Below are 22,666 nucleotides of genomic sequence, written 5' to 3' on the forward strand. Positions count from 1 at the left end.
CCAGCGGGCTTTTGCAGGGGCGTGAAGCATCCCGTATTCTCGCCGCGAATGCACGTCACGGATTTCTGTCGAATTGCGCCGCTCGATGATTGAGAACCTCCCCATCCGCAGCCTCGTTCACCGGGGCATGACCATCGAGGGATACTCGCGCGCCGCCGTGCAGTCCTACTGGCGGATTCCCGAACTGCGCATCGCCTTCGACATGGGTGGCAGTCCGTGGGCGTTCATGGGAACCGAGAACATCTTCATCACCCATGCCCACCTCGACCACATGGCCGCGCTGCCGGCCTATGTCGCGCGGCGGCGGATGATGAAGATGGAGCCGCCGACGGTTTACGTGCCGGAAGAAGTCGTGGACAACGTTCAGCGGATGCTGCATGCGTGGCAGCGGCTGGATCGCGGACGGATGGTGCTCAACCTGCGCGGCGCGCGGGCGGGCGAGGAAATCGAGCTGTCGCGCGAGCATGTCGTCGTGCCGTTTGCGACTCAGCACACGGTTCCTTCACTCGGATACGCCGTCCTCGAGCGCCGCCGCAAGCTGAAACCCGAATACACATCGCTCAGCGGCAACGAGATTCGCGATCTCCGGCAGAGCGGCGTCGATGTGACTGCCGAGATCCGGCTGCCGATCGTCGCTTATTGCGGCGATACGGCCCCGTCAGGCCTCGACCAGCTTCCGGCAATCTATGAAGCCCAGATCCTGATCACGGAACTGACGTTTTTCCGGCCGGAACATCGCAAGGAAAAGATCCACAAGTTCGGCCACACGCATCTCGACGACATCCTCGAGCGGGCGGAGAAGTTCAAGAACGAACTCCTGATCTTCGGCCACTTCAGCACGCGCTATTTCGACTCGCAGATCCGCAAGGCGGTGGAAAAGAAGCTGGCGGGCGTGTTGAAGCCGAAGGTTGAACTGTGGCTGTAGCGTCAACGAGGTGATTCATGGGCTACGAAGTCTTCATCACGCGAGCCCAGTCATGGGCCGAGAATCAGGGTCTCGAGATCACCCGGCCGGAATGGGAGTCATTGATCAGCACGGATCCGGAACTCCGGATCGACGACGAAAATGGTCCGGACTACGCCATCTGGTTGAAGCATCCGAGCAATTCCGAGGCTTGGATCTGTTGGAGAGGTGGCAGCATTTCGACGAAGAACCCGGACGCCCCGCTGCTTCGAAAAATGCGGGACGTTGCCTCGCGCTTGAAGGCTCATTTGCAGGACGAGGACGGCGAGTCGTTTCCGGACGAGTGTTTTGTCGATGACATCTCGTTCGAGACTCAATCGCCTCGCAGCAGTTTGAGAGAGCCCATCGCAATCGTGTCGCTCGCTCTGTCGACGACTTTCTTCGCCACCGTCTCATGCCTGACGATCACCGGAACGGCGAATCTTCAGGGTAACGCACTTCGCGCTCCGGGGATGCAGTTGGTCGCGATGTTTGCCTTACTGATCGCCTTCGGGGGCGTGTTTTCGATCCCGCTGGCACTGTGGGGATTTCAGTCCACGGGAAACCGCACGCGTTGGGCGTGGATCACGATTGCGATGGACGCCCTGGCGTTCCTGATTCTCGTTGCCAACCGTTGATCAGCAGGCCTCAAATCGTCTGCGCCATAAACCCGCCATCAACGACCAGATTCGCCCCGGTAATGAAGCTCCCCGCCTTGTTCGACGCCAAGAGCAGCGTCGCCCCCGCCAGCTCCGGCGCGTCACCGAAGCGATTCATCGGCGTGTGCCCCAGGATCTTCGCCTGGCGATCGGGCGTCAGCACTTTGCGGTTCTGCTCGGCCGGGAAGAAACCGGGCGACAGGGCATTCACGCGGATGCCATGCGGCGCCCATTCACGCGCCAGGTTCTCGGTCAGGTTGAGCACCGCGGCCTTGGAGGCCGAATAGGTGAACACGCGCGACAGCGGCTTGATCGCGCTCAGCGACGCAATGTTGATGATCGAGCCGCGCACGCCCCCTTCGATCATCTCCTGGCCAAACACCTGGCAGGCGATCCGCACGGCCCGCAGATTGACGGTGAAGATGCGCTCCCATTCCTCATCGGTGATCTCGAGGAACGGTGTCGGTGAATTGACGCCCGCTCCATTCACGAGGATGTCGCAGACGCGTCCTTCGCTCTCGAGCTTTTCGACGAGGCCTTCGAGGTCCGTCTTCACCGTGACGTCGGCCTTGTAGAACTCCGCCGCGCCGCCGTGCTTCTTGATCCGCTCGACGGCCGTCGCGCCGGCTTCCGCATCGCGTCCAAGAACGACCACCGTCGCGCCGGCACGGGCGAGGGTGTCGGCGATGGCGCCGCCGAGAACGCCCGTGCCGCCGATGACGACTGCGGTGCGACCCACGAGTCCAAAGAGATCGGTCAGGTAATCACAGGGGGTGGCGGCGGTCAGCATGAGAATTCGTCAGTGTTGAAGTGAAGTGGCGGCGCGGCGGTCCATCGACGCGCAGGAGCGGCATGCTACGCAGCGACGCCGCGAGACGCGAATGTCCTGTCGGGTTCCGGTCAGTCGACCCAGTGCTGGGCGCATTTCACGGCCTTCTTCCAGCCGCTGTAGAGATCGTCGCGTTCCGCGATCGACATCTGCGGGGCAAACTCGCGATCGAGAACCCAGTTCCGGGTCAGGTCGCGGAAGTCGGTCCAGTAATCGACGGCCAGGCCGGCGAGGTACGCCGCGCCCAGGGCCGTCGTTTCCTGCACGACAGGCCGCAGCACGCGAACGTCCAGCAGGTCCGACTGGAATTGCATCATCAGGTTATTCGCCGTGGCTCCGCCGTCGACGCGCAGACTGGAAAGGGCCACGCCGGCGTCGGCCTGCATGGCGTCCAGCACGTCACGGGTCTGGTAGGCCATTGCTTCGAGGGCGGCCCTCGCGAAGTGGGCCTTCGTGCTGCCGCGCGTCAGGCCGACGATCGCACCGCGGGCATTGGGGTCCCAGTAGGGGGCACCCAGTCCGACGAACGCCGGCACGAAATAAACGCCGTCGTTGCTCTTCACGCTGGCGGCCAGCTGCTCGACCTCAGGCGACTTGGCGATCAATCCGAGGCCGTCGCGGAGCCACTGCACGGCCGCGCCGGCGATGAACACGGCGCCTTCCAGGCAATAGGTCGTCGTGTCGCCGATCTTCCAGCCGATGGTCGTCAGCAGTCCATGCTTTGAGACGGCAGGCGTTGAGCCCGTGTTCAGGAGCATGAAGCAGCCGGTGCCGTACGTGTTCTTCGCCTCGCCCGGGCCAAAGCAACCCTGGCCGAACGTCGCCGCCTGTTGGTCGCCGGCGCACCCGGCGATCGGGATCGATTCGCCGAGCAGGTCCTTTGTTGTGTGACCGTAGATCTCGCTGCAGCTCTTCACTTCGGGAAGCATGGCCCGAGGCACATTGAAGATCCGCAGAAGCTCGTCATCCCAGTCGAGCGTGTGAATGTTGAACAACAGCGTGCGGCTGGCGTTGCTGACGTCCGTGACGTGCAGATTGCCTCCGCTTAATCGCCACATCAGGAACGCGTCGACCGTCCCGAACAGGATTTCCCCACGTTCGGCCCGTGCCCGCAGCCCCGTGATTGAATCGAGCAGGTGGGCGATCTTCGTCGCGGAGAAGTAGGCATCGAGAACGAGACCGGTCTTCTGCCGGATTGTCTCCTCCAGGGCTTCCTTCTTGAGTCGCTCGCACACCGGGGCGGTGATTCGGCTCTGCCAGACGATCGCGTTGGCGACGGGAGTTCCGGTCTTCTTGTCCCAGAGGATTGTCGTCTCGCGCTGGTTCGTGATGCCGAGCGCAACGATCTGCCTGGCCGAGAGCTTGCCGTTCTCGAGCGCCCGCCTGGCGGTCGCCAGCTGCGAAGACCAGATCGCTTCCGGATCGTGTTCGACGTGCCCAGGCGTCGGATAGATCTGCGGGAATTCCTGCTGTCCGGATGAGACCGGACGGCCATCGCGGCCGAAGACGATGGCCCGGCTGGAGGTCGTTCCCTGGTCGAGGGAAAGGATGTACTGGGCGGCCTCAGGCACGGGCGACTCCTGTTGGCAAGGCAAGATGGAAAGCGTTCGATCTTGGCCACGTCCACGAACCCTGACAAGGGTTCAGGGCACGCCGACGCACCCTGCCAGGCCCCGGATGCTGAGCCTCAGCCCACGCCATCAGCGACGCGCGTGCTGGTTGTGACGTTTGTTGCGATTCGTCAGGCTGGGAATCGAGGGGCCCGTCTGCAGTTCGGTCGAGCAGCGGGTCTGCGATCGACGTAGGCTGGTCACGCTGGCCACCGCCGATGCGGTGTCCTCCGCCGCCCCAGACGGCCGCTTTTCCGTTCCCATGATCGACTTCAAGTCATTCCTGTCCCGGTCGAGCCGCGGGCGTCAAAGCCATGCACCGGCTCACCTGTCGTTCGCGCGCTCGCGTGTCGGACGGACCATTTCGCGGACGGGATTGCTGCTGAAGAAGCAGTTGTGGGTTTTTCCGCTGCTGGCAGTTGTCGGCTTTCTCATCGTGCACCTGTTCGTCAGGGAAGCGATCGAAAGCACGATGAAACAGAACCTGTCTTCACAGCTCGAAGCGCTGCTGAAGACGGAAGCGGCCATGCTGGAAACGTGGCTGAAGATCCAGGAATCCAACGCCGTTCAACATGCGAACGACCAGGACTTCCGCGAAGACGTCTACAAGCTGCTCGATTTCCCATCGTTGACGTCCGGCTCCAGCTCTCCCGAGGCGCTCTCGACGAACGCCGAGGCGGCGGCCCTCAGGGAATCGCTGCGAAAGGACCTGCAACCGGCGCTCACGGCGCACCGCTACGAAGGCTTCGCGATTCTCGATCGCACCCGCACCGTGCTGGCGTCCGACCAGACAGCGCTCATCGGTCAGACCTACTCGGCCATCGAAGTCGAACGACTGCTGGAGCGAGTCCTCTCCGGTGAGACGGTCGTGACGACTCCCTTTCCGAGCCAGTCGGTCATTCGTGACGAGCGGGGCGTGATGAGGGCCGGGGTGCCCACCATGTGGGTGCTGGCGCCGATCCGCGATCCTTCGTACCAGGTGGTCGCCATCCTTGGCCTTCGCATCCGCCCGGATCGCGAGTTCACGCGAATCCTGCAACTGGGCCAGATCGGGGAGACCGGCGAGACGTATGCCTTCGACCGCAATGGCCGGATGGTGTCCAACAGCCGGTTCGACGACCTGCTGATCCTTCTGGGCATCATTCCGGATACCGATGATTCGCGCTCGATCCTCAACGTCCAGCTGCGAGATCCGGGCGGCGACCTGACCAAGGGCTATCGGCCGACCAAACGCCGCTCAGAGCTGCCGCTGACACCAATGGCCGCCGACGCTATCCAGGGGCACTCCGGCGTCGACGTCGACGGTCGTGCCGACTACCGGGGTGTCCAGGTTGTCACGGCCTGGACCTGGCTCCCGCGTTACGAATTGGGAATCTCCACAAAGATCGATGCCGAGGAGGCGTTTCGTCCTCTCACGATCCTCCGGCGAACGTTCTGGGCGCTCATGGTCCTGCTCATTCTGGCGGCCATCGCGATCTTCATCTTCACGCTGATTCTGGCCCGGCTCCGGCGGGAGGCGCAGAAAGCCGCTATCGACTCGAAGAAGCTGGGGCAGTACACGCTCGAGACCAAGCTGGGCTCGGGCGGTATGGGAGTCGTCTACAAGGGACGCCACGCTGTTCTCCGCCGCATGACGGCGATCAAGCTCCTCAACGTCGATAAGGTCAACGACAGCTCGATCGAGCGGTTCGAACGCGAGGTCCAGATCACCTCACAGTTGAACAACCCCAACACCGTTGCGATCTACGACTACGGCCGGACGGAAGAAGGAATCTTCTATTACGCAATGGAGTACATCGAGGGCATCGATCTGCAGGTGCTCGTCGACAAGTACGGCCCGCAGTCCGAAGCCCGGACGATTCACATCCTGCGGCAGATCTGCGGCTCGCTGTTCGAAGCGCATTCGCTGGGCCTGGTCCATCGCGATATCAAGCCGGCCAACGTCATGCTGGCCCGTCGCGGCGGCGAGCCCGATGTCGCCAAGGTCCTCGACTTCGGGCTGGTGAAAGCTCTCGACAACCGGACCAGCACGCAGCAGACCGCCGCCAATTCACTGACCGGCACGCCCCTGTACATGTCGCCCGAGGCGATCCAGACGCCCGATTCCGTCGATCCGCGGAGCGACCTGTATGCCGTCGGGGCGGTGGGGTATTTCCTGCTCACGGGGAAGAACCTCTTCGACACGGAGAACATCGTCGAGCTCTGCCAGGCCCAGGTGTCGAGATCGCCGATTCCCCCCTCGGAGCGCATCGGCCGCGAGCTCTCTCCCGAACTGGAGGGAGCGATCATGAGCTGTCTGGAGAAATCCCCCGCCAGGCGGCCGCAAACGGCCCGCGACCTGAGCCAGCTGTTGTTTCGCAGCCCGGCGGCGCTCAAGTGGTCGGTTGAAGAGGCGGATCACTGGTGGGGGCGGCATGAACGCGGGCTGGCCGCAGACGAGGGCGGGCCAGCTTCCGGAAATCATTCCGGAGGCGCGAAAACCACGCCTCGCGCGGCCGACTACGGGCAGACCGTGGTCGGGCAAACCGATCTGGAGTGAGAGACGCTGCGGGGCCCGGAACGACGCGCAGCGGGCGTCGATTTTCGCGCCACAATCGTTTCATCCGTTACGATCGAACTGTCCACCGGGACGGTCGTCCTGTCCCGCGAGATCCGTCAAGCCCCCGTGTCCCCGACCGTCCTATCCTCCACCGGAAGGGTGTCGACTTTCGTCAACACCTGATAACGAGGCCGAAAGGCTCGGCCTCGCGATTCGGCTGGTGGAGCGGACGATGATCGCCCTGACTGTGGAACCTGAAGCGAATTCGAGCCAGAGCGAGACGCCGGAGCCGCCCCGCAGGAAAGGTGAAGCGGACCTCTCGCTGCTCGAAGACCGCGCGCCCGCATGGGCCCGGATGTCTCGCAGCTCCGCCGGTCTCATCGCCGGCCTCGGTCTGCTGTTCGCTTGCGCGAGCTTCCTGCCGCTGTGGCACACCGACGTGTGGGGCCACCTCAGCTACGGACGCTGGATCGTCCAGAACAAGGCGCTCCCCCCCACCGAGCCGATGCTCCCGCTGTGTGAAGGCGTGAGATTCATCGACACCGCCTGGCTTTCGCAGGTCGCCGCCTACCTCGCCGAAAAACAGCTCGGCGTCACCGCGCTCCAGTTCCTGTTCGCTGCCTGCGTCACGTTCTGCGCGGCGGCACTCGCTTACCTCGCATCGAAGCGGTCCGGTTCCAACCTCGCCGGCGCGCTCGCCGCCGGCACGTTTCTATTCGTCGACTACCAGCAGCTCATCATCGCCCGGCCGCAGCTCGCCGGCATGGTCTGCTTCATGGTCGTCTTCGGAATCCTGACGGCCCAGCGTTGGCGCCCGTCCTTCTGGATCGCGATGCCCGTGACCTTCGCCTTCTGGGCGAACCTCCATGGCTCGTTCCTGATGGGGCTGCTGCTGATCGCCTGCTTTGTCGCCGGCCGTGCGGTCGACCTCGTTCGCCGAACTGGAACCACGCAGGCCCTCTGGCGCGACGCAATGCTCCGTCGACATTTCCTGCTGTTCCAACTGAGCGCCGCCGCCGTGCTCCTCAATCCGTATGGCCTCGAACTGTATTTCGAGACGTTCCGAATCGCCGCGAACCGCAACCTCCAGGACCTCGTCGACTGGGATCCCCTCACCTTTCGCATGTCGCAGGGGAAAGCCGCCGCGATCGCGCTGGTCGCCCTCATCGCCGCGCTGCGATGCAGTCCGCGCCGCGTGTCGGCCGCCGAAGCGCTGTCGCTCACGATCTTCGGCCTGGGCGCCTGCTACTCGTCTCGGATCATCGTGTGGTGGGCCCCGTTGTGCGCGTGGTCGCTCGCGATTCATGCGGAGGCGGCCCTTCGCAAATGGCGTCAGCTCGATTCCCGCCCGGCGCCCCCCCGTTCAGGCCTCTCAACCGTCGCGGCCATCGGGATCATGTGGATCGCCTTTGCGTACTCCCCCTTCGGCATGCGGGTGATTCACGGCGCCCCGAAAACTCCTGAAGACGCCGCCCGCCGTCTGAAGTCATCCGTCTCGATCCAGACCGCCGTCGCCGCGGCCGCGTATCTCAACGAGCATCCCCCCGTCGGCCAGTGCTTCAACACCTATGAATGGGGCGATTACCTCCTCTGGGCCGGTCCGGCGAACGCCAGATGGTTCGTCGCCTCGCACGCCCATCTCGTTCCGCGCGAAGTGTGGGAAGACTACCTGCGCATCGTGTCGCTGAGTCGCGACTGGGAGGGCCGCCTCGACCGTTATGGCATCAACACGGTTGTCCTCGAACGCAACATGAGCGCCGACCTCGTTCGCGCGCTCAAGGAGAAGTCGCACGACTGGTCGCTCGAGTACGAGGACCACGTCACGGCCATCTTCGCCCGGAAGCGACCGATCTAGGTTGCCGCTTCAAGCCGCGCCTGACTTCGTCCTTCCGAACCGAACGCATCCAGAATCCGAATCGCGCCCCATGCCTGCCCGCTCGACGACCCGTCTCGCCTTCCTCGCTGTCCAGGTCCTTGTCGTCGGCGCTTTCGCGGCCACGTGGGTCACGAAAGCGAAGGCACTCAGCCGCGAGTTTCGCGCCCTGCAGCAGAACGGCAGCGAATACACGCGGCTGCCGGTGACTCGCAACGAGCCGCTGGAAGTCTCATCGCTGTACAACCGGCCCGACTTCATCAGCGATGAGGAACTGGCGGACGTGCTGCGGCAGATCCAGCCGCGATTCCCCGTGAAGGAGATGAAACCCAATTTCGTCGAACATGCCCTCCGCACGTGGGGCGTGCATGCGGAGTTCCGCGATCCTGAAGTCCGATCCGGCGCCGAGCTCGCAAAGTTCCTCACGGATACCGCGAGCTTCGTGACGTCGTGGGGCCCGGGTGTCGGACCGCTGCTGCAGGAGCGCACGGGTGGCATCGCGATTCGCTGGGGCTCGGAAAAAGGGGGGTCGGTCCACCACGATCACTGGCTGGCCAGCCTGACGGAAGCGGGCGCGACGCTCGATACGCCGGTCTTCGGCCCATCACGCCATTCGTCGACCCTCGGCGATGTGCTGCATGAATCGCTGCGCGACTTCCGGCTGGACGAGAAAGAAACCGAGTGGACGGCCATGGCCTTCGGCATGTGGCTGCCGCCGGAGAACCACTGGATCGGCGCCGACGGGCGACGCTACTCGTTCGATCTCATCGCCCGCCGCCTGATGCGGGGCCAGAAGGAACTCGGCGTCTGCTCGGGCACGCACCGCGTGTTCTCATTGATGGTGCTGGTGCGACTGGATGACGAGTTTCCCAACATCCTGACGGACGAAGTCCGCGCCGAGGTCTACGGATACCTTCAGGAAGTGAAGGAAGCGATCATGGCGTCGCAGTTCGAGGATGGGCATTGGCCTTCGAACTGGCCGGATGGTGCTGACGCCGTGACGACGCCCGTCGATGATCCGTTGTTCAAGCAGGTGATCGCGACGGGCCACCACCTGGAGTGGCTGGCGATTGCTCCGAAGGACCTGCATCCTCCGGAGGAACAGATCCGGAAGGCGTTCCGCTGGGTGATCGACACCACGAGGTCGCAGACACCTGAGGAGATCCTGGAACGATACACGTTCTTCAGCCACGTTGGAGCAGCGGCGGCACGCTGGCGTCAGACGCATCCGGCGGTGTTCTGGAAGGAATGGGAAGCAAAGCACTAGCTCCGCTTTCGATCTGGGCACCGCTCACGGAGCGGTGGCACGCTGTTGCAGCGGGCCTGTCTCGTCTCGCCCCTGGTGGAGGCCTGTGTCACGGGGGGAGACCTGTGACGAGACCTGTGACAGCCGAAAACGGTCTGAACCATTGGGAATATGGACCTGTGACATGTGTGACATGTGTGACGAAATTCGGGGTGGTCTGTCACACTGTTTCACCGGGTGATCACGCGTCGATTCTGAATTTCCAAAGAACGAACACCTCTCCCCTTACTGGCGAGGTTGCGCGCGGGGGAGGAACGTTCTACTGGGCAATCACTTGCGGCCGTTTTCAGCGGCGTGGCGGGATTCCACCCTCCACTGAACGTCCCTATGCCCTGGTTGCCTGCTCGCCGGGTTCCAACAGCTCGGGCGTCATCAGCGTAGATGTCGGTCATGGCGGCCGACTCACAGCCACGAGTTCGACGACGCCCGTCATGGGCCTGGCGATGGATTCTCACGGTGTCGGCGGCGCAATGCACCGCCGGCCTGGGAGCTTTGTTCCCTCGAGACTCAATTGGCGCCCTGAACCTCTTCGTGCAGACCGCGCACGGTGGGTGGACGCCGAACTGGACGTCAGGCATTCATCCCGATCCCGTCCTCGGCGCGTCCCTGGGCTTCGACCTCGGCTGGATGGTGGCTCTGTGTCTTCTCGCCGTCTTCATCGTCGTTAGAGAACCCCGGCCGCATCTCTGATGCTCTGCCATTCAACGAAAAAAGCCCGTCTCATCGACGGGCTTTTTACATTCCGGTTTGTAAGTTCGACCGTTAGTCGAACTCAGGGCGGCGCTGGGTCAGCTGGTCCTTCAGGCGGTTCACGATGCTCGAATGCATCTGGCTGACGCGGCTTTCCGAGAGGCCCAGGGTCGAGCCGATTTCCTTCATCGTCAGTTCCTCATAGTAATAGAGGATGATGATGAGTCGCTCGTTCCGGTTGAGACCCTTCGTCACGAGACGCATGACGTCGCGCTTCTGGATGTGGAAGGTGGGGTCTTCCCCCTTCTTGTCTTCCACGACATCCACTTCGCGGACGTCCTTGTAGCTGTCGGTCTCGTACCACTTCTTGTTCAGGCTGACGAGCGAGACGGCGCTGGCTTCCGACTTCAGCTTGTCGAATTCCTCGAGCGAGATCTGCAGCTTCGCGGCGAGTTCGGCGTCTTCCGGCGGACGGCCGACCTGCACCTCGAGTTCCTTGCGGGCCGCTTCGAGCTTGCTGGCCTTACTGCGGACGAGTCGCGGCACCCAGTCCATGGAGCGCAGCTCATCGAGCATGGCTCCGCGGATACGCGGCACGCAGTAGGTCTCGAATTTCACGCCGCGTTCCATGTCGAACGCTTCGATCGCATCCATGAGGCCGAACACTCCGGCGGAGACGAGATCGTTGAGATCCACTCCATCGGGAAGCTTGGCCCACACGCGTTCGGCGTTGAAACGAACGAGCGGAAAGTATTGTTCGATCAGCCGGTTCCTCAGCTCCTGGCTGGTCGGATCCTTGCGGTAGTCCAACCAGACCTGCTGAATATCAACGGCTGCCTTCGTCGAAGTCATGCAATCCTCCGTGACGACTCCGCAGCCCATCAATGGCTGCGCGGTATCTAAGGCGGCTTCGCGCGGGAGTGTCCGAAACTTCTCCTGCGGTTGCGGGCTCCGCTTCAGTTCGACAGGCCGTGCAGGGCGCGTTCGAGTCTGAAAGCGAAACGTTCACAACCTCATTGCGCTCCGCAGCGCCTCACATCTGATTTCGGCATTCGGACGGAAAAAAATCAGTAAAACCGGAAAACTCAACGTAGCTTGACTTCCTCAACGTCACTCTCATCCAGCTGCATGCGACAGCGCCGGACTCACCGTCGCGGCCACGCACAGATCTGTCTCATTGGTCAGTTCCAGTCGGCTCAGGACCGCCACCTGGGGCAGGCCGGCGGCCAGCGCCCTCCTGAGTTCCATGCGAAGTTCAGGAGCAGCCACCACCACGGGGGGACGTCCGCTGTGCACCAGCCGCGTCAATGCTTCCGCGATGGGACGCATCCACTCGACAGGAGCACGTTTCCGCGAAGATGCCGGGCCTGAAGCCCACTGGCAAAGTTCGTGTTCCACATCCGAGTCGAGCACGACGGCATGCAGCCGACGGCTTTCGTCCCGGTACTGCTGGCAGATCGTTCGCCGCAGGGCGAGTCGTGTCTGCTCGATGAGTTCGTTCGCCTCCGACGACCGCGAGTCGCCGAGCGCCTCGATGATCGTTTCCAGGTCGCGGATCGGAACCCGCTCCCGCAGCAGGCCACACAACACCCGGTGAATCGTCGCCGTGGTGGCCCGCTCCTGGACGACTTCATCCACGAGCTTGGGTGACTGCAGCCGCAGGTTGTTCAGCAGTTCATGGACGTGCTGCCGCGTCAGCAGTTCTTCGGAATGGGTTCGCACGACCTGGGCCAGATGACGGATCACGCGCGAGGATGGTTCTTCGACGCGCAGTCCCAGTGCCCGGGCCTGCTCTTTCTGTTCGGGTTCGATCCACCACCCCGACCGTCCGGTGACGGGATCGATTGCTTCGACTCCCTGGATGACGACCTGGTCGTGGCCGTCTTTCGCGGCCCACAGGCCGTCGGCATAGGCCTCGCCGCTTGCCACGGGGACGCCGCGCATCAGGATCCGGTAGTGGCGAGGATCGAGGTTCAGGTTGTCGTGGATGCGGACGCGGGGCAGGATGAAGCCCAGGTCCTGGGCGATCCGGTTCCGCAGCTGGACGACGCGGTCTCCGAGGTCTCCACCCTGCATCCGGTCTGCCAGGCGGATCAGGCCCACTCCCAGCTCGAGTTCGAGAGGTTCCAGCTGCAGGGCATCGGTCGGCGAAGTGGACGGGACGGCTGCCGGCGCGGCTTCCGTCGCAGGAGGAGTCGCTGGAGATGCGTTCCTCGGTGAGGCGTTCCAGGCGATCAGGCAGCACAGGGCCGACATCCCGAGGAGGGGAACTGCCGGAAGTCCGGTCAACGCCAGGCCCGCGAGGAACACGGCCGAGACGACAAACGTTTCACGATGGCGGCCGAGCTGTCGGACGGTGTCGTTCGGGACATCCGCCTCGTCACTCGTACGGGTCATCATCAGGCCGGCGGCCACCGACACGAGGAACGCCGGAACCTGTGAGACGAGGCCGTCCCCGATGGTCAGCACGCTGAAGACGCTCGCGGATTCCGCGACGGTCATGCCATGTTCGACGACTCCGATCACCAGGCCGCCGACGATGTTGACCGCGGTGATGACCAGGCCGGCAACCGCGTCTCCACGGATGAACTTTCCGGCCCCGTCCATCGCTCCGTAGAAATCTGCTTCCTGTGTGATTCGCCGCCGCCGCTGTGCCGCCTGGTCTGCGCTGATCACGCCATGAGTCAGGTCGGCGTCGACCGCCATCTGGCGACCGGGCATCCCGTCCAGCGCAAAACGCGCCGCGACTTCCCCGATGCGAGTGGCGCCTTTCGTGACCACCACGAACTGGATCACCACCAGGATCAGGAAGAGGATGAATCCGACGGCGGGATCTCCACCGGCGACGAACTCGCCAAAGGAGCGGATGACTCCGCCGGCCGCATCAATCCCGGCCTCATGTCCGCGGGTCAGGATCAGTCGCGTCGAGGCAAAGTTCAGGATGACTCGCCCCAAGGCCGTGGCCAGGAGCAGCGTGGGGAACATCGAAAGGTCAAGTGGCGACGGTGTATAGATCGCCGTCAGCAGCATCACGAGCGAGATCGCAATGTTGGCGGCCAGCATCACGTCCAGCACGCCGGGCGGGACCGGGCAGAAGACGGCCAGCAGCGACGCCACGAGCAGACCCGGGACCAGCCAGTGCAGGCTGCCGGCGATATGTCGAGCTCGGTGCGGATGAGACATGAAACGCTGGATCAATCAAAAAACCACGTCGGACGCCGACCCGGAAGGGGCCGGACCTCAAACGGTGGCGGGACGGGGTCTTATGGAAATCGATGAAGGAGTGTCCAGATCGTGGACAGCGCGCCAGAGCCTCGAAGACGAGTGGAAATTGGCCACATTTCGGCGGAGTGTGTTGGTGTAACATGTGTGTTGGAAATGCCTTGCGTCTGTTTGGCGTCGATCTGTTACCCTCCCTGGAGGGCGAACAGCCGTCGCCAAACCCACAAGTCGGGCGAAACGAGAACCGGCATCTTCCGCCAGCCGCCCAGGCCGGCACGGTGCGCCCACGGCATCCACGGCCCGCGCACTCCGCTGTCCGGCCGTCGACTCTCCCGCTGCCGGATGAGACGCCCACAAAACGAAAAAACACGTCAAATCCGGGAAAAGTCCGGGCTCTGACGTGTGGAAAGAGGCCTGTTGGAACTGGTCGAAGCCACTTTTACGCGACGTCGCTCAGCTCCAGGTGATCGACAACGATCCGGCGGGCGGATACTGACCGCTGCATCATCCGCTCGGAACGCTGGTTCGCACGACGACGGCGTTCGGCCGGCGTCCATTCGCTCTGGATCTCCAGGCAAGCGGCAAGGATCTGCTCTGGGGTCGGCTCATAGGCCGGAACCTGATCGCCATTGCGGAACGAGCGGGTGTTATTCGTGGTGGAGCAGATCATGTGCGTGGCAAGCCTTCGATAAGTACATGGTTGAATCAGCGTCCTCGGAGTGCCTGTTCAACCCTCAGTCACTCGTATGGAACGAGGGGTTTGCAACTGCCGTGCCGCTGGTCAGAAACTCCGGGCGAAGGATCTGCCTCCCACTCGAAGACCGGCAGTTTCTGCGTTGTAAGGTTCTGTGAAAGAATGCGTTGCGTAGGGCGGCGTTCCCGGGCCGCGGAGCCGCTTCACGCAACCATAGGGCGGGGAAGGCAAATCACCGGCTCAAAAGACCACTGTTCGTTCAGCGACCGAACCGTCCGCAGATCGCCCGGCGGGCTTGTCTTTCCACCGGGGGCGCGTAGCTTGGAAGAATTCGTCCCGGAGACCGTGGCGGTGTCTCCCGGGACGGATCCGACTCTTCAAGGAAGCGCGGATGCCCGGAAAAATGGATTGCTTCGGCCAGACCGATCGGGGACTGCGCCGCCCATCCAATGAAGATCACTTTCTCATTGCTGACCTGAATAAGGCGCTCCGCATTCATCAGACGAGTTTGAACTTCGATGATGAGGAGACGCTGTTCGGGATTTCCCAGGGCATGATGCTCCTCGTCGCCGATGGAATGGGCGGACACGCCGCAGGAGAGCACGCCAGCCGCCTGACCGTTGAATCATTGACGCACTCGATCCTGAACTGCATGCCCTGGTTTTTCAGCCGGGATGCGGAAGGGGACGACGATCTCCGCAGTGCGCTTGAGCGGGCGCTGCATCGCTGCCAGCAGCGTCTTCAAAGCGAAGCCCGGGCTCATCCCAGCGTCCAGGGCATGGGAACCACGCTCACGGCGGCCTACGTCCATTGGCCGCGGGCGACGATTGTCCACGCGGGGGACAGCCGCTGCTATCTCCTGCGAGGGACGGAACTCAAACAGATCACCCGCGATCACACCCTGGCGCAGCAGATCGTCGAAGAGAGCGAGTTCCACTCTCCCGACATCCTCCAATCCCGCTGGGCCCACGTTCTCTGGAACGCCATCGGAAGTGGCAACGAGGCGGTCAAGCCGGAGGTCCACCAGTTCGACCTCCAGATCGGCGACGTCCTGCTTCTCTGCACCGACGGCCTGACGAAGCACGTGCAGCCACCGGAGATTCGCAGGACCCTCTCGCGCAACAACGAGGCTCGCGCCACCTGCCAGTTGCTGATCGACGAGACGCTCGCCGGAGGCGGCGCCGATAACGTGACTGTCGTGATCGCCCGGTTCGTGGACGAGAATCCGCAGTCCGAGCGGATCCAGGCGATTGCCGAAGAGTCGCTCGTGGAAGCGAATCTCCAGGACACGGTGGCCGAGATGGCCGCCATCACGGAAGCGCCGGCCGAACTCGAAGAGATCCCCGAACTCGCACCCCGGCCGGTCTGATTGCTGGAGTCTCTAAAGCACGGGGGAAAACAGCCGACAGACGTTTTCCGCGAACACACTCCGCAATGGGCGCCGCTCGAACTCGTGGCGGTGAATGGTCCGACAGTATCCGAGGTCCGTTTCGAAGTGCTCCCTGAGGACCCGCGCGATCTCCAGGTCGTACATGATGACCCCGACTTCGAAGTTCAAAAGCAGCGACCGCGGATCAAAGTTCGGACTTCCCACCAGCGACCAGCACGCGTCGATCACCAGCGTCTTGGAATGCATGATCCCTCTTTTGTACTCATGGATCTCGACACCCGCTTCGAGCAGCTGGTCGTAATACGACCGCCCCGCCAGCACTACGAAGCGATGGTCCGATTTCATCGGCACGATGAGTTGCACACGAACCCCCCGCGCCGCTGCCGTGCACAGCGCTGCCAGCAGCGCATCGGTCGGTACGAAATACGATGTCGTCAGCAGCACCTCGCGCTGCGCATCGTTGATCGCGCCGAACATCAGTGAGTGGAACTCCCGCAGGTCGCCATCCGGACCGCCGCTCATCACCTGGGCCGCGGTCGACCCTGCGACTACCGGTGGTGGAAACTCATGGGGGCCCTGGATCTCCTCGCCCGTTGCATAGAACCAGTCTTCGGTGAACACCTGCTGGAGCTGCGAGACGCTCGATCCCCGCATCAGCAGGTGCGTATCGCGCCAGTAGCCCAGCCGGCGATTGCGCCCCAGGTATTCTTCACCGATGTTCATCCCTCCGGTCAGCCCCACCTTGCCGTCCACCACCACGATCTTCCGGTGGCTCCGCAGGTTGAACGACCACCGCTCCCGCAGTGATCGGCCGGGAATGAAGACGGCGGTTTGCGCCCCGCTTTCCCGCAATGGCTTCATGAAGGTCCGCGTCAGAAAGATCGATCCCAGTCCGTCATACAGAAACCGGACTTTCACCCCTTCACGCGCTTTCTGGATCAAGAGGTCGCGCAGCCGCAGTCCGGTCTTGTCCGGCTGCCAGATGTAATACTCGAGGTGAATGGAGTGCTTCGCCGCGAGGATCGCTTCTTCGATCCGCCTCAGGATGATGTTCGTGTCGTTGAAGACCTCGATCTGGTTGTCGCCCGTGACGACCGTGTCGTCGAGCCGCGCCGCCAGCCGCACCATCCGGTGAATCTGCTGCGGGAACTCGCTCAGCGGCGGGTCCTCGAGAGTGATCGTGTGCAGCGCAGGCATTCGTCCATGCATTGACTTCCTCGCCTCGCGGCGGCGTTTCTTGCGCCGCTCGACACGGTTGATCCCGAAGAACAGGAACAACAGCCCCCCCACGTAGGGGAGCAGCGCAATGGCGAGGATCCACGCAACGGTCGAGGCCGGTTGCCGGCGACGGGTCAGGATGACCCAGCGGACGAGGAGCAGCGTCAGGCCATAGCCGAAGAGCAGGCCGAGAATGGCATTCCAGTTGTGAAACACAAGACTCCATCGGGCGAGACCGGGGGCAGGTGTGCCGAGTGTAATGACCGACCGCTCGGCTTCGGCAGGGGTCGCCGCGCAGATCTGTCCGAGGGCTCCGTCGCAGTTCCCGCCCACGTCGAAGCAACGCTCCCCCAATGTGTTCCGCTGGAGCAACTCCCCTATCATGGCCCGATGCAGCGCATCTACCTCGACAACGCCGCCACGTCCTGGCCGAAGCCGACCGCCGTTTATGACGCCGTCGACCGCTACCAGCGCGAAAACGGCGCCGCCGTCGGACGCTCCGCCACCCGTGTCGGCGCCGAGGTCCAGAAGGCCGTCGACCACGCCCGCCGCCAGATCGGCCGCCTGTTCGGCGCCCCCGCCTCCTCCATCGTCTTCGGCTTCAATGGCACCGATGTCCTCAACATCGTCCTGCACGGATTTCTCCGTCAGGGGGACCACGTTGTCACTTCCGTCGCCGAACACAATTCCGTCCTGCGGCCACTGAAGTTTCTCCAGTCCCGCCTCGACCTGGAGGTCGACTATGCGCCGGTCGACGCCGCCGGCCTCATCGACCCCGAAGCAGTTCGCAATCTCACTCGCGATACCACGCGGCTCATCGCCCTCACTCATGCTTCCAACGTCACGGGAGCCATCCAGCCCATCGGGGACGTTGGGCAGATCGCGAAGTCACGCGGCGTCCCGTTCCTCGTCGACGCCGCGCAGACGGCCGGCCATCTCCCGATCGATGTCGGTCAACTCAACGTCGATTTCCTTGCCTGTTCCGGCCACAAGGGGCTGCTTGGCCCTCTGGGAACCGGCGTCCTGTATGTCCGCCCTGGTTGCGAAGGCGAACTTCTCCCGCTCCGCCAGGGTGGGACCGGAACCGCCAGCGAAGACGAATCGATCGCAGCCTCTGGCCCTGATCGCTACGAGGCCGGCAACCACAACGCGCCCGGCCTGGTCGGGCTCGCCGCCGCCGCCGACTGGATCCTCCAGCAGCCTCCCGGCGCTCTCCGGCTGCATGAGATCGGCCAGACGACGCGCCTCCTGGAACAGCTTTCCGGTCTTTCCGGGATTTCGATTCCGGGGCCTGTCAGCGCCGAACAGCGTGTCGGAACGGTTTCGTTTCGTCTCGAAAGTCTCGATCCGCAGACGGCCGCGTCCCTTCTTGAAACTGAGTTCGGAATTGAGACGCGGGCTGGCTTACACTGTGCGCCCCGCATGCATGCCGCCCTGGGCGACCTGCATTCGGGCGGAACCGTTCGGTTGAGCACCGGGCCTTTTACGACGAACGAGGAAATCGACGCTGTCGTCCAGGCGATTCGCACACTGGTCGGCGCCTGATCTGTCACGATGACGCCCCCTCCCGAACGATCCATCGATCCGCAGAACAGACACCAGGACCTCAGGCTGTCACGTGACGGCTGGCTCCTCTTTGCCGCGCGCCTCGTCCGGATGTTTGCCTACGGGCTGCTGTCGACCGTCCTCATGCTCTACCTCAGCGCTGCGGGCATGGATGACGGCCGCATCGGGCTGTTGATGACGTTGACCCTTCTCGGCGACACGGCGATCACGTTCTGGCTTTCTACGAACGCCGACCGTATCGGTCGCAAACGGACGTTGCTCATCGGCGCTCTGCTGATGACAGGGGCCGGACTCGCGTTCGCGATGTCGACGAACTTCTTCGTCCTCCTGCTCGCGGCGACGATCGGCGTCATTAGCCCCAGCGCCACGGAGATCGGGCCATTTCTGTCCGTCGAGCAGGCCGCCATCTCGGAACTCATCCCCGGACGCGAACGGACGCGGGTCTTCGCCTGGTATCACCTCGTCGGCTATTGCGCCGGGGCTCTCGGAGCGTTTGTCGGCGGGTATTCCGTCTCGTTCGCGCGTGAGCAGGGAGCGACCGGCACCGAGGCGTTTCAGTACGTCGTCTGGGGCTATTCCTTGTGCGGCGTCGTCCTCGCGATCCTCTTCGCAGCGCTCCACCGCACGATCGAACCGTTCGAGCACGCCCCCCAGGATCCGCCTCCCGCACCGATGCGTTTCGGGCTGCATCGCTCCCGTTCCATCATCGCCCGGCTCTCCGCCCTGTTCGCCCTCGATGCCTTTGGGGGCGGCTTCATTCTCCAGGCCATCATCTCGTTCTGGCTGGCACGGCGGTTTGGTCTGCCTGAACAGACGCTCGGACAGATCTTTCTGGCGGCCAATCTCCTCTCCGGCGCATCGGCCCTGATGGCCGGCAGCATTGCGAGGCGGTTCGGACTCATCAACACGATGGTCTTCACGCACCTGCCGTCCAATGTCCTGTTGATGCTCGTCCCGTTCATGCCCGATGCGCTCTCGGCCGTCGGGCTGCTTCTGCTGCGTTACGCGATCTCGCAGCTCGATCTTCCGACGCGGCAGGCGTTCACCATGGCCGTCGTCGCTCCCGATGAGCGTTCCGCGGCGGCGGGAGTCACGAACGTCGCCCGCTCGATCGGCGGATCGCTCTCTCCGTATCTCGCGACCACGCTGATGGGCTGGCCCGCCCTGATGTCCGCCCCCTTCCTCCTCGCCGGCGGCTGCAAGATCGTCTACGACATCCTGCTGTTCCGAGCCTTCGCGAATCACCGCGAAGACTCAGACGATCCCGGATCGAATTCCGCCCGCTGAACCGTCTTCGCCCTACTTCCCGGCCTCGGTCCGCAGTAGTTCCTTCAGTCGCTCCACCGGCAGTGCCTCCACAGTGCGGCCACGACGTCCCGTCATCGTCGTCGCCTTGAGCAGCGCGTTGTCGACGGCCTCTTCCGTCGCCTCCAAAGCCGCCTGGAACAGCGGGGACAGATCGTCCGTCGGCAGCACGGCGCGCGTCTGCGGTCCCGTTGTGCCATGGGCGATCCGCAGGGCCGGATCCGCGCTGAACGCGATCGCAAAATCGCCGCTGCCGTTTGAGAAGGAGGAGCCCGTCCGGGCCAGGCCGAACAACGCCCGTGCCGCCAGCCGCTTGAGGCCTGAGGAGTCCAGGGGGGCATCAGTCGCCACGACGATCATGCATGAGCCATCGCCGTGGTTCGCGGTTGCCGATCCAGTTGCCGTCACCTGGAACGCATGTCGCTTCAGTTCCCTGCCGATGTTCACCCCCCCCATCGTCAGTACGCCGCCATAGTTCGCCTGAACCAGCACGCCGACTGTGTAGCTCCCGAACCGCTCCGGAATGCGACGCGACGAACTGCCGATGCCTCCTTTCCAGCCGAAGGCCTCGCAACCTGTCCCCGCTCCGACGCAGCCTTCATCAACGGGGCCCGGCTTCGCTGTTTCGATCGCCGCCAGAACCTTTTCCGTCGTGACGGGGAGCGAGCGGATGTCGTTCAGCCCTCCGTCGTTCGTTTCTCCGACCAGCGCGTTCACGCTCCGGACGTTTTCGTTTCCCGGCTGCTTCATCGTCCAGCGCACGACCGCATCCACCGCCACTCCCACGGCCAGCGTGTTCGTCAGGACGATCGGCGATTCGAGCGTCCCCAGTTCCTCGACCTGCGTCGAGCCGGCCAGCTTGCCAAAGGCGTTGCCGATGAAAACCGCCGCAGGAACTTTCGACTGGAACAGGTTTCCATCGTGCGGAAGGATGGCCGTGACGCCCGTGCGAACGGCGTCGCCTTCGATCAACGTCACCTGGCCGACACGCACCCCGGCGACATCTGTGATCGCATTGAGCGGCCCCGGCTGGAAGACCCCTGGAGCAATGCCCAGCTCGCGCGCCCGAGGCCGGGCCTCTGGGACCACCGGCGACTGACAGACGGACAGGGATGCGATCAAGAGCAGGCAGGAGGTGTTCATTCCGCCAGTCTCGCGAGCGTTCCGCTGCCATTCAAATCACCCCCCGCTGGCCGATCCACTACCCACTCACCAAACCTGCGAGGCATAATGCAGGCTGACCCTCTCGACGGAACGGGATGCCATGAAACGCCTGCTGCCCCTCGTTGCACTGTTCGCGCTCCTCGCCGCCACCGCGGTGGCGCAGGACAAGCCGCTCAACCTGCTGATCATTACCGCCGACGACATGAACGGCGATTCCCCCGGGTGGATGGGCAACCCCCTCAGGACCACCCCCCACCTTGACGCCTTCTCGATTACGGCCAACCAGTTCATCAACCATCACGTCACCGCGCCGATCTGCCAGCCCTCGCGCTCGGCCCTCATGACCGGCCGCGTTCCCCATGCCAGCGGCGCGCTCGGTTTCGATCCGGTGAATGAAGGCGTTCCCAGCCTTGTCAAGATCCTGCAGACGCAGGGCTACTTCACCGGCGTGATCGACAAGCACGCGCACATGCAGCCCGAAAGCGTCTTCCCGTGGGACATGAAGCTGCAGGGGAGCGGAAAGAACCCGCCGCTGCGGAAGCAGCACATGGAGGAGATGCTCGCGGCTGCGAAAGAGTCGGGCAAGCCGTTTTTTATCAATGCGAACATTACCGATCCGCATCGCGCCTTCCCCGGCAGCGCCCAGGAGAACAGTCGCCGTGCCGGTCGTCGTGCGGCCGAAGACAACGAGGTCGACGGCGAAGCCGGCGCCAAACGTTCCCCCCGGGTGCGCCAGGGACAGCGCGCCGGCAAGGCTGCCGGGAGCGCCAGCCCGGAATCGATCAACACCCGGGTGCTGACCGACAAGGAAGTTCGGACTCCCCGCTTCCTTGAGAACCTCCCCGACATTCGCACCGAGACCGCCCAGTACGAAACCGCCGTCGCCCGGCTCGATGCCAGTTTCGGCGTCATCATGGGCGCCCTCAGGGAGTCGGGGCACGAGGACGACACCATCGTCCTGTTCATGTCCGATCACGGGATCTCGATGCCCTTCAGCAAGGCCACCGTCTATCGCAACGGGACGTGGTCGCCCCTGCTCCTGCGCATTCCAGGGACGGCGATCCCCCAGGTCCGGCAGGAGTTTGTCTCCAGCGTCGATATTCTCCCGACGCTCCTGGAACTCCTGAAGTTCGCACCCCCCGCGGGCCTGAATGGACGCTCCCTTGTCAGCCTGCTGAACGGGCAAACGCAACCCGATCGTGACTTTGTCGTCACCCATGTGAACACGACCTCCAGCGGGGCTAACCAGGCCCAGCGCTGCATCCGCACTCGCGGCCACGCGCTCCTGTTCCACGCCTGGACCACGGGCGAACCGAAGTTCAAGGTGGAGGCGATGAACGGCCTGACTTTCAAGGCCCTGGAGAAAGCTGCCGAGAGCGATGCCCGCATCGCCGCCCGCGTCGCCCAGTATCGGGTCGGCGAGCCACTGATGTTCTTTGATGAAGCGGCCGATCCCGACGAGCGGACCAACCTGATCGACGATCCTCGGCAGAAATCTGAGATCGAGCGACTGGCCTCCCTCTTGATCGATCACATGCAGAAGACGAATGATCCATTACTGCGCGACTTCGAGAAGGCAATGGACCTCTGGCGGATGCAGCGATGAGTTGCGCCGGCCACACGTGACACGGACGGTCGCGCGAAAGGTGGCGACAGGT

The 22,666-nt window shown here is 63.6% G+C and carries 16 protein-coding genes; 9 read left to right on the forward strand and 7 right to left on the reverse strand.

The features are described from left to right. Window positions 1-85 precede the first annotated feature (85 nt). Together Pan44_RS02765 and Pan44_RS27210 are read left to right on the forward strand one after the other, a co-directional pair. Window positions 86-925, forward strand: a complete 840-nt coding sequence (locus Pan44_RS02765) for an MBL fold metallo-hydrolase (RefSeq protein WP_145027012.1) — start codon at window positions 86-88, stop codon at window positions 923-925. Between the two features lie 17 nt (window positions 926-942). Continuing rightward, window positions 943-1,581, forward strand: coding sequence for a hypothetical protein (locus Pan44_RS27210; RefSeq protein WP_197453783.1), 639 nt, complete (start codon window positions 943-945; stop codon window positions 1,579-1,581). A gap of 10 nt (window positions 1,582-1,591) precedes the next feature. Here Pan44_RS27210 and Pan44_RS02775 read toward each other — a convergent pair whose 3' ends face one another. Beyond that, the gene (locus Pan44_RS02775; protein WP_145027014.1) at window positions 1,592-2,392 is read right to left on the reverse strand and encodes an SDR family oxidoreductase; all 801 of its coding nucleotides are present in this window, start codon (window positions 2,390-2,392) and stop codon (window positions 1,592-1,594) included. Between the two features lie 110 nt (window positions 2,393-2,502). Continuing rightward, a complete protein-coding gene (gene glpK / locus Pan44_RS02780) occupies window positions 2,503-4,002 on the reverse strand; it encodes a glycerol kinase GlpK (protein WP_145027016.1) in 1,500 nt (499 codons plus the stop codon). 301 nt (window positions 4,003-4,303) lie between these two features. Here glpK and Pan44_RS02785 point away from each other — a divergent pair, with 301 nt between their 5' ends. The 3 genes from Pan44_RS02785 to Pan44_RS02795 all read left to right on the forward strand — a co-directional run bounded on the left by Pan44_RS02785 (window position 4,304) and on the right by Pan44_RS02795 (window position 9,720). Next, on the forward strand, window positions 4,304-6,580 hold the full coding sequence (locus tag Pan44_RS02785) for a serine/threonine protein kinase (RefSeq protein ID WP_145027019.1): 2,277 nt from the start codon (window positions 4,304-4,306) through the stop codon (window positions 6,578-6,580). 232 nt (window positions 6,581-6,812) lie between these two features. Then, window positions 6,813-8,435 carry a hypothetical protein gene (locus tag Pan44_RS02790; RefSeq protein ID WP_145027021.1) on the forward strand — a complete coding sequence of 541 codons (1,623 nt, stop codon included), beginning with the start codon at window positions 6,813-6,815 and terminating at the stop codon, window positions 8,433-8,435. A gap of 70 nt (window positions 8,436-8,505) precedes the next feature. Then, window positions 8,506-9,720 carry a hypothetical protein gene (locus tag Pan44_RS02795; protein ID WP_145027023.1) on the forward strand — a complete coding sequence of 405 codons (1,215 nt, stop codon included), beginning with the start codon at window positions 8,506-8,508 and terminating at the stop codon, window positions 9,718-9,720. Window positions 9,721-10,521: 801 nt separating this feature from the next. On the opposite strand, the gene Pan44_RS02800 is transcribed toward Pan44_RS02795, so the two are convergent. The 3 genes from Pan44_RS02800 to Pan44_RS02810 form a co-directional block, all read right to left on the reverse strand. Further along, the gene (locus Pan44_RS02800; protein WP_145027025.1) at window positions 10,522-11,301 is read right to left on the reverse strand and encodes a FliA/WhiG family RNA polymerase sigma factor; all 780 of its coding nucleotides are present in this window, start codon (window positions 11,299-11,301) and stop codon (window positions 10,522-10,524) included. 264 nt (window positions 11,302-11,565) lie between these two features. Then, complete coding sequence (locus tag Pan44_RS02805; protein WP_145027027.1) at window positions 11,566-13,632, reverse strand: flagellar biosynthesis protein FlhA; 2,067 nt, start codon at window positions 13,630-13,632, stop codon at window positions 11,566-11,568. Between the two features lie 478 nt (window positions 13,633-14,110). Next, window positions 14,111-14,341, reverse strand: coding sequence for a hypothetical protein (locus Pan44_RS02810; RefSeq protein WP_145027029.1), 231 nt, complete (start codon window positions 14,339-14,341; stop codon window positions 14,111-14,113). Between the two features lie 415 nt (window positions 14,342-14,756). Here Pan44_RS02810 and Pan44_RS02815 point away from each other — a divergent pair, with 415 nt between their 5' ends. Further along, window positions 14,757-15,734, forward strand: a complete 978-nt coding sequence (locus tag Pan44_RS02815) for a PP2C family protein-serine/threonine phosphatase (protein ID WP_145027031.1) — start codon at window positions 14,757-14,759, stop codon at window positions 15,732-15,734. A gap of 12 nt (window positions 15,735-15,746) precedes the next feature. Here the strand turns inward: Pan44_RS02815 and cls are convergent, their stop codons facing one another. Continuing rightward, window positions 15,747-17,345 (reverse strand): cardiolipin synthase, encoded by a 1,599-nt coding sequence (gene cls / locus Pan44_RS02820; protein WP_231754204.1) that lies wholly within the window; start codon window positions 17,343-17,345, stop codon window positions 15,747-15,749. An 18-nt stretch (window positions 17,346-17,363) separates the two neighbouring features. On the opposite strand from cls, the gene Pan44_RS02825 reads away from it, so the two are divergent. Together Pan44_RS02825 and Pan44_RS02830 are read left to right on the forward strand one after the other, a co-directional pair. Further along, window positions 17,364-18,518 carry a cysteine desulfurase gene (locus Pan44_RS02825; RefSeq protein ID WP_145027035.1) on the forward strand — a complete coding sequence of 385 codons (1,155 nt, stop codon included), beginning with the start codon at window positions 17,364-17,366 and terminating at the stop codon, window positions 18,516-18,518. A gap of 9 nt (window positions 18,519-18,527) precedes the next feature. Then, window positions 18,528-19,826 (forward strand): MFS transporter, encoded by a 1,299-nt coding sequence (locus tag Pan44_RS02830; RefSeq protein ID WP_145027037.1) that lies wholly within the window; start codon window positions 18,528-18,530, stop codon window positions 19,824-19,826. 12 nt (window positions 19,827-19,838) lie between these two features. On the opposite strand, the gene Pan44_RS02835 is transcribed toward Pan44_RS02830, so the two are convergent. After that, window positions 19,839-20,987 (reverse strand): DmpA family aminopeptidase, encoded by a 1,149-nt coding sequence (locus tag Pan44_RS02835; protein ID WP_145027039.1) that lies wholly within the window; start codon window positions 20,985-20,987, stop codon window positions 19,839-19,841. Between the two features lie 121 nt (window positions 20,988-21,108). Between Pan44_RS02835 and Pan44_RS02840 the strand changes: the two genes are divergently transcribed. Then, a complete protein-coding gene (locus Pan44_RS02840) occupies window positions 21,109-22,614 on the forward strand; it encodes a sulfatase-like hydrolase/transferase (RefSeq protein WP_145027041.1) in 1,506 nt (501 codons plus the stop codon). The last annotated feature ends 52 nt before the right edge of the window (window positions 22,615-22,666 follow it).

The sequence above is a fragment of the Caulifigura coniformis genome (genome assembly GCF_007745175.1).
GTDB lineage: Bacteria > Planctomycetota > Planctomycetia > Planctomycetales > Planctomycetaceae > Caulifigura > Caulifigura coniformis.

Coding starts and splice junctions, on each gene's coding strand:
- Pan44_RS02775 (WP_145027014.1), bottom strand. CDS start 2,392: ATGCTGACCGCCGCCACCCCCTGTGATTACCTGACCGATCTCTTTGGA.
- Pan44_RS27210 (WP_197453783.1), top strand. CDS start 943: ATGGGCTACGAAGTCTTCATCACGCGAGCCCAGTCATGGGCCGAGAAT.
- Pan44_RS02800 (WP_145027025.1), bottom strand. CDS start 11,301: ATGACTTCGACGAAGGCAGCCGTTGATATTCAGCAGGTCTGGTTGGAC.
- Pan44_RS02825 (WP_145027035.1), top strand. CDS start 17,364: ATGCAGCGCATCTACCTCGACAACGCCGCCACGTCCTGGCCGAAGCCG.
- Pan44_RS02835 (WP_145027039.1), bottom strand. CDS start 20,987: ATGAACACCTCCTGCCTGCTCTTGATCGCATCCCTGTCCGTCTGTCAG.
- Pan44_RS02795 (WP_145027023.1), top strand. CDS start 8,506: ATGCCTGCCCGCTCGACGACCCGTCTCGCCTTCCTCGCTGTCCAGGTC.
- Pan44_RS02765 (WP_145027012.1), top strand. CDS start 86: ATGATTGAGAACCTCCCCATCCGCAGCCTCGTTCACCGGGGCATGACC.
- Pan44_RS02790 (WP_145027021.1), top strand. CDS start 6,813: ATGATCGCCCTGACTGTGGAACCTGAAGCGAATTCGAGCCAGAGCGAG.
- Pan44_RS02785 (WP_145027019.1), top strand. CDS start 4,304: ATGATCGACTTCAAGTCATTCCTGTCCCGGTCGAGCCGCGGGCGTCAA.
- Pan44_RS02815 (WP_145027031.1), top strand. CDS start 14,757: ATGCCCGGAAAAATGGATTGCTTCGGCCAGACCGATCGGGGACTGCGC.
- Pan44_RS02810 (WP_145027029.1), bottom strand. CDS start 14,341: ATGATCTGCTCCACCACGAATAACACCCGCTCGTTCCGCAATGGCGAT.
- Pan44_RS02830 (WP_145027037.1), top strand. CDS start 18,528: ATGACGCCCCCTCCCGAACGATCCATCGATCCGCAGAACAGACACCAG.
- Pan44_RS02840 (WP_145027041.1), top strand. CDS start 21,109: ATGAAACGCCTGCTGCCCCTCGTTGCACTGTTCGCGCTCCTCGCCGCC.
- Pan44_RS02805 (WP_145027027.1), bottom strand. CDS start 13,632: ATGTCTCATCCGCACCGAGCTCGACATATCGCCGGCAGCCTGCACTGG.